At 63.0% G+C, this 6,203-nt stretch carries 7 protein-coding genes; 5 read left to right on the plus strand and 2 right to left on the minus strand.

The window, feature by feature from the left end; all coding sequences use genetic code 11:
• The coding region (locus ABSG20_RS26995) for a hypothetical protein (RefSeq protein WP_423867536.1) at positions 1-216 on the plus strand (216 nt) is incomplete at its 5' end.
• Between the two features lie 181 nt (positions 217-397).
• On the opposite strand, the gene ABSG20_RS27000 is transcribed toward ABSG20_RS26995, so the two are convergent.
• Together ABSG20_RS27000 and ABSG20_RS27005 are read right to left on the minus strand one after the other, a co-directional pair.
• Positions 398-2,026 carry a 4-hydroxyphenylacetate 3-hydroxylase N-terminal domain-containing protein gene (locus ABSG20_RS27000; RefSeq protein WP_423867537.1) on the minus strand — a complete coding sequence of 543 codons (1,629 nt, stop codon included), beginning with the start codon at positions 2,024-2,026 and terminating at the stop codon, positions 398-400.
• A 161-nt stretch (positions 2,027-2,187) separates the two neighbouring features.
• Positions 2,188-2,976 carry an IclR family transcriptional regulator domain-containing protein gene (locus tag ABSG20_RS27005; RefSeq protein ID WP_423867538.1) on the minus strand — a complete coding sequence of 263 codons (789 nt, stop codon included), beginning with the start codon at positions 2,974-2,976 and terminating at the stop codon, positions 2,188-2,190.
• Between the two features lie 162 nt (positions 2,977-3,138).
• Between ABSG20_RS27005 and ABSG20_RS27010 the strand changes: the two genes are divergently transcribed.
• From ABSG20_RS27010 to ABSG20_RS27025, 4 genes are all read left to right on the plus strand, one after another.
• Positions 3,139-4,455 (plus strand): ABC transporter substrate-binding protein, encoded by a 1,317-nt coding sequence (locus ABSG20_RS27010; protein WP_423867539.1) that lies wholly within the window; start codon positions 3,139-3,141, stop codon positions 4,453-4,455.
• Positions 4,456-4,498: 43 nt separating this feature from the next.
• Positions 4,499-5,254, plus strand: a complete 756-nt coding sequence (locus tag ABSG20_RS27015) for an ABC transporter ATP-binding protein (RefSeq protein WP_423867540.1) — start codon at positions 4,499-4,501, stop codon at positions 5,252-5,254.
• Positions 5,251-5,958, plus strand: coding sequence for an ABC transporter ATP-binding protein (locus ABSG20_RS27020; protein WP_423867541.1), 708 nt, complete (start codon positions 5,251-5,253; stop codon positions 5,956-5,958). Before ABSG20_RS27015 ends, ABSG20_RS27020 begins: the two co-directional genes overlap by 4 nt.
• Positions 5,959-5,960: 2 nt before the next feature.
• A partial coding sequence (locus ABSG20_RS27025; RefSeq protein WP_423867542.1) for an ABC transporter permease subunit occupies positions 5,961-6,203 on the plus strand: 243 nt, incomplete at its 3' end.

The following is a 6,203-nucleotide window of genomic DNA, read 5'->3' on the forward strand; positions in this document are numbered from 1 at the left end:
CCGGCTATCCCCGGGGAACAAGGGATACGCCTGGTCGGCCGCGTCGGTTGGCTGCCCCATCGTTGCAGCGACGGGCCGGTCTATAACTTCTATCACGACGCGCTCTACGACGAGGCCCCGGCGATCTATCTCGGCTATGCCTATCGGCCGTATTATCGCTACACGGCATGGCGCGTCATTCCGCGAACGTATTTTTGCTCCGACGGGCGGTGGTAGATCGGTTCGGGCTGGACGCCGATTGCTTTAAACCTGCCGGTTCCAGGCTTCGGTCCTCATTCCCGGAGGAGCAAGCCTTTGCCCGCAGGGCGAGGGCTTGCGTCTCAAAGGATGGCCGCTGGCGCGGCCGTCGTTTGACGCCTTCGAGACGCTCGCTTGCGCGATGCTCCCCGGGGATGATCTATTTGGCGTCGCGCATGACGTGATAGCTGAGTTCGCCGGGATCGCTGAGATCGGGGACCCTCCAGCCATCCAGGTCGTATTCGGCCATGCACTCCTCGGCGAATCCCTTGAACTTATCGGCGTTGCCGGAGGCCTGGGCGCCGAACAGGCAGTAGCGCCGGATTTCCTCGGTCGAGCCGCCGTAGTTGATTTCGTAAAGCTCATGCCGGCCGCCGAACTCGCTCGCCAAACAGTCCCACAACAGCTTGAGCAGCTTGACGCGTTCTTCCGCCTTGTAGCCGTTCGAGCCGCGCAGATATTGATCGAGATAGGGCCGGATTTCCGGATTCTTGAAATCGCGCGCGTGGCTGTTGAGATAGATCAGACCCGAAGCGACGGTCTGTTCGATCAGGTACTTGACCCGTGTATAGGCCATCGTCGCGATGATCTGATAGGCATTGCCGGGATCCATGTTCGGCAGGACATAGTCGCCGATCCACGGCCTGGGATCGCGCACCATGGCGTCCGAAAGTCCCCAGAACAGATTGCGCCAGGCGATCACTTCGCCGACATTGGCCTGCACGCCGCGATAATCCTTGGTGCCCGCGGCTTCGGTGGCCTTGAGCAGCAGGCCGGCAATGAAATCGAGTTTGACGGCGAGCCGGGTGCAGCCGTGCACCACGAAGCGGGGCAGGAAGCCGGTGCGCGGAAAGAAGTTGTTGGCCTTCTCGATGTCGCCGTAGACGAACACGTTCTCCCAGGGCACCAGCACCTTGTCCATGATGAAGACCGCGTCGTTCTCGTCGAGCCGGCTCGATAGCGGATAGTCGAATGGACTGCCCATCACTGTCGAACTCATCTCGTAAGACGTGCGGCAGATGAACTTTACGCCGGGCGAGTTGGTCGGCAACATGAACACCGCGGCGAATTTCTTGTCCTGCACCGGAATCAAGCCGTGGTGGGCGACGAACGTATAGTTGGTCAGAACCGAGCCGGTGGCGACCACCTTCGCGCCCGAGATGATGAGACCGGCGTCAGTCTCCTGCTCGACGTGGCAGCAGACGTCGCTGACCTCGTTCGGCGGCCGGTCGCGATCGATCGGGGGATGGATGATGGCATGATTGATGAACGGCACGCGCTCCTGGCTGAACTTGTACCAGCGCCGGGCATTGTCCTGGTACGGATCGTAGAAGTCCACATTGGCGCCAAGGGTGGCGAGAAATGCCGCCTTGTAATCCGGCGAGCGGCCCATCCAGCCATAGGTCATGCGCGCCCATTCGGCGATCGCGTCGCGGCCGGCGACCAAATCCGCCACGGTCTTTGGCGCCTTGAAGAAGGCGTGCGTCATGCCTCCATTGCCGGTGTCTGTCGGCAGCAGCAGCTTGTTCTTTCGCTTGTCGTCATGCAACGCGTCGTACAGGCGCGCGACCATCCGCGCGGTATTGCGGAAGGCCGGATGGGTCGTGACGTCCTTGACGCGTTCGCCGTAGATGAACACAACGCGGCCGTCGCGTAGCGATTCGATATATTCGGCGCCGGTCTGCGGCCGCGTGACTTTCATCTGGCCAATACTCTCCGGCCGCCGCGCGAAGGCCGCGCGATCGACGCCGCCGTTCGTTGTCGCCTTGGTGTTCGTTGCTCTTGCCATTTGTCACCTCCCGTGGAATTCGAACGCCAGTGTTTTTTGTTCGATATGCGAACTATCGTGCGCAGAGCGAACGGAAACGATAGAGTTTCCACCCCGCGCTGGCAAGGCGAGCGAACGCAAGGCCTACGCAAGGCCCGCGCAAGGCCGGATGGCTCCCGCGCCTAACCGTGCCGGGGGGTTTGCGAAATCCGCTGCGCGATGTGCGCAAGCCCGGGAAGGAATTTTTCGCGCATCTCGTTGCGGGTCGTACGCGTGCTGTGCGCCGAGAGATTGATGGCGCCGATGGCCTGGCCGGTGCGGTCGAGAACGGGGACGGCGATCGAGCGAAGCCCGCGCTCGAGTTCCTCGTCCACGATGGAAAATCCCTGCTCGCGGTCGGCGCAAACGCGATCGAACAGCGCCTGCATGTCGGTGATGGTGTAAGGCGTATAGGCCCCGATCGGTGCCGTCCGCAGCCGCCGCCAGATTTCCGCGGCATCGAGATAGCCGAGCTGGGCGCGGCCGAGCGAGGTGTGAAAGGCCGGCAACCGGCTGCCAACCGCCAGGGCGGTTGACATGATGCGTCGCGCAGGAAGCCGCACGACGTAGACGATCTCGATGCCCTCCAGGATCGAGCCCGAGCAGGACTCGCCAAGCCGCTCGCTCAGTTCTTTCATCATCGGCAGCGCCCGGTCGATCCAGTCCTGCCCCGAGAGATAGGCAAAGCCGAGCTCAAGAACGCGCGGGGTCAAGGAAAACGCGCGGCCGTCCTGGACGACATAGCCGAGCTGGGCCAGCGTGCGCAGCACCCGGCGTGCGGTCGCCCGCGAAAGGTTGGCGGCGGCGGCCGCGTCGGACAGCGTCATCGCGGGCCGCTGCTTGCCGAACGCGCTGAGAACGCCGAGGCCCTTGGCAAGCGTGGTCATGAACTCCTTGTCGTGACCGTCCTTCAAGTGCTCTGAAGTTGTCATTTTGCACACCCTGCCGTAGCGAGCGGTTGACTCCTCGGGGACTGTCATCGAAACTAGCTTAAAAACGAACGCGAGTTCGAATATCGAACAATTCCCGGACGGCGGTCAAGGCCAGCGGGATAAGCGGGCCGTTCGGGGAGTTCTTCAGGGAGGGTGAATTCGATGACCAAGATCGTACAAATTGAAATCGATCGACGTGCGCTGCTCAAATCGTCGGCCGCGGCCGGAGCGGCGCTTGCTACCGGCATGGCGATGCCGGCCATTGCGCAGACGCGTCCGATAAAGCTCGGCTATGTCAGCCCGCAGACCGGACCGCTCGCCGCGTTCGCCGAAGCCGACAACTTCATCATCGCCAATTTCAGGGAGGCCACCAAGGCCGGTATCAAGCTCGGCGGCGCCACCGTTCCGGTGGAAGTCGTGGTCAAGGACAGCCAGTCCAATCCCAACCGCGCCGCCGAGGTCGCCAAGGATTTGATCGTTCAGGACAAGATCGACCTGATGCTGGTGGCCTCGACGCCGGAGACCACGAACCCGGTTTCAACGCAATGCGAGATCGAGGAGGTGCCCTGCATCTCGACCGTGGCGCCCTGGCAGCCCTGGTTCATCGGCCGCCAGGCCGATCCGGCCGGTGGACCTCCGGCCTGGAAGAACTTCAACTACACCTACCACTTCTTCTGGGGGCTCGAAGACGTCATCGCGGTCTTTACCAACATGTGGAGCCAGGTGGCGACCAATAAATCGGTCGGCGGTCTGTTTCCGAACGACGGCGACGGCAACGCCTGGGGCGACAAGCAGGTCGGGTTTCCGCCGGTGCTGGAAAAGTTCGGCTACAAGCTCACCGACCCCGGCCGCTACCAGAATCTCACCGACAACTTCTCGGCACAAATCGGTGCGTTCAAGAGCGCCCACGCCGAGATCATCACCGGGGTGGTATTGCCGCCCGACTTCACGACATTCTGGAAGCAGTCGCTGCAGCAGGGCTTCAAGCCGAAGGTCGCCTCGATCGGCAAAGCGATCCTGTTTCCGGTCGCCGTCGAAGCGCTCGGCAAGGACGGCAACAATCTGTCGTCGGAAGTTTGGTGGTCGCCGAACCATCCATTCAAATCCTCGCTCACCGCGATGACCGCGCGCGAACTTGCCGCCAGCTACGAGGCCGCCACCAAGAAGCAATGGACGCAGCCGATCGGGTTTGCGCATGCGCTATTCGAGGTCGCCGTCGATGCGCTCAAGCGCGCGCCGCAGCGCGATGCCAAAGCCGTGGTCGGTGCGATTGCCGCGACCAATCTCGATACCGTGGTAGGCAAGGTAGCGTGGAACGGCGCCAACCTGCCGCCGTTCGCCGCCAAGAACGTCGCCAAGACCCCGCTGGTCGGCGGCCAATGGCGCATCAAGGACGGCAACAAATACGACATCGTCATCACCGACAACCGGACTGCGCCTGATATTCCGGCCGGCGGCAAAATGGAGCTGATCGTTTGATGGCAGGGTGGGAAGAGCGGACGATGGCCGCCGCCATCGGGCCATGTGGTTCCGATTCGTCCTTGCTGTCGTCAACTGCAAGCGCATGCTGAAGATCAATGGCCTGAGCAAGAGGTTCGGCTCGGTCATCGCGGCGGACGGCATCGACCTGTCGGTTGCGCCGGGCGAGGCGCTCGGCATCATCGGTCCAAATGGCGCCGGCAAGACGACGCTGTTCAGCCTGATCGCCGGCGCGCTGACACCGGATGCCGGCGAAATCTACCTGAACGGGCGCAACGTGACGGCTGCCACGGCGCACCAGCGCTGTATCGCCGGCATCGGACGCTCGCATCAGATCCCGCGGCCGTTCGAGAATCTCACCGTGTTCGAGAATCTGCTGGTGGCCGCGGTGCACGGCGGGGGGATGACGGAGCGCTTAGCCGCCGCGCCCTGCGCGGAGATCCTCGACCGGGTGCATCTGATGGCGCATGCCAACAGCCTCGCCGGCCGCTTGACGCTATTGGAGCGCAAGCGGCTTGAAATGGCGCGCGCGCTCGCAACCCAGCCGCATCTGTTGCTGCTCGACGAGATCGCCGGCGGATTGACCGAGGGCGAGTGCCTGCAACTGGTCGAGACCATCAAGCAGATCCATGCCAGCGGAATGACCATCATCTGGATCGAGCACATCGTGCACGCGCTGCTGGCGGTGGTCGGACGGCTGAGCGTGCTCAACTTCGGCAGCAAGGTGGCGGAGGGCGATCCGCAGCAGGTGATGGCCTCGGTGGAGGTACGCCAGATCTATATGGGTCTGTCGGCGTGACGCCCCCGATACTCGAGACCATTGGCCTCGTCGCGCGTTACGGCGACTTCCAGGCGCTGTACGGCATCGATACCGTGGTAAGGCCAGGTGAAACGATCGCAATCATCGGCGCCAACGGGGCCGGCAAGTCCTCCTATCTCAAGGCCGTCGCCGGGCTGATCCGTGTCGAGCCCGACAGCGTGCGATTCGATGACAAGCCGATCGGCGCGCTGGGAGCGGCCAGGATCCTCAAGCTCGGAATCGCGATGGTGCCGGAGGGACGGCGGCTGTTTTCCTCGCTGAGCGTCGAGGAAAACCTGCAGATCGGAAATTACGGCCGCAATGTCCAGGGCCTATGGTCGCTCGATGCGATCTATTCGTTGTTTCCCGCGCTGAAGGCGCGCCGCGCCGCGCCCAGCCACACGCTGTCGGGCGGCGAACAGCAGATGGCCGCGATCGGCCGCGCCTTGATGTCGAACCCGCGCGTCCTGTTATGCGACGAGATCAGCCTCGGCCTGGCGCCGATTATCATCCGCGATATCTACCAGGCGATGCCGCGCATCAAGCAGAGCGGCACCAGCATCATCCTGGTCGAGCAGGATATCGCGCAGGCGATGAAGGTCGCCGACCGGGTTTATTGCTTCCAGGAGGGCAGGGTGTCGCTGTCGGGACGGGCCCAGGAACTTTCGCGCCAACAAATTCATGTCGCTTATTTCGGACAATGAGCATGCAGGATTGGCTCGGCACCATCATCCAGGGCGTTCTGCTCGGCGGCCTCTATGCGCTGTTCGCCGCCGGGCTGTCGTTGATCTTCGGCATCATGCGGCTGGTGAACCTCGCCCATGGCGATCTGATCGTGCTGGCGGCGTTCGCGATCCTGTCGCTGGCGACCTGGCTCGGAGTAGACCCTTTCCTGGCGACCCTGTTTGCCATGCCGGCGATGTTCGCGGCCGGCTTCGCCCTGCAGCAC

It is taken from the genome of Bradyrhizobium sp. (assembly GCF_049512235.1).
In the GTDB taxonomy this organism is placed as follows: domain Bacteria; phylum Pseudomonadota; class Alphaproteobacteria; order Rhizobiales; family Xanthobacteraceae; genus Bradyrhizobium.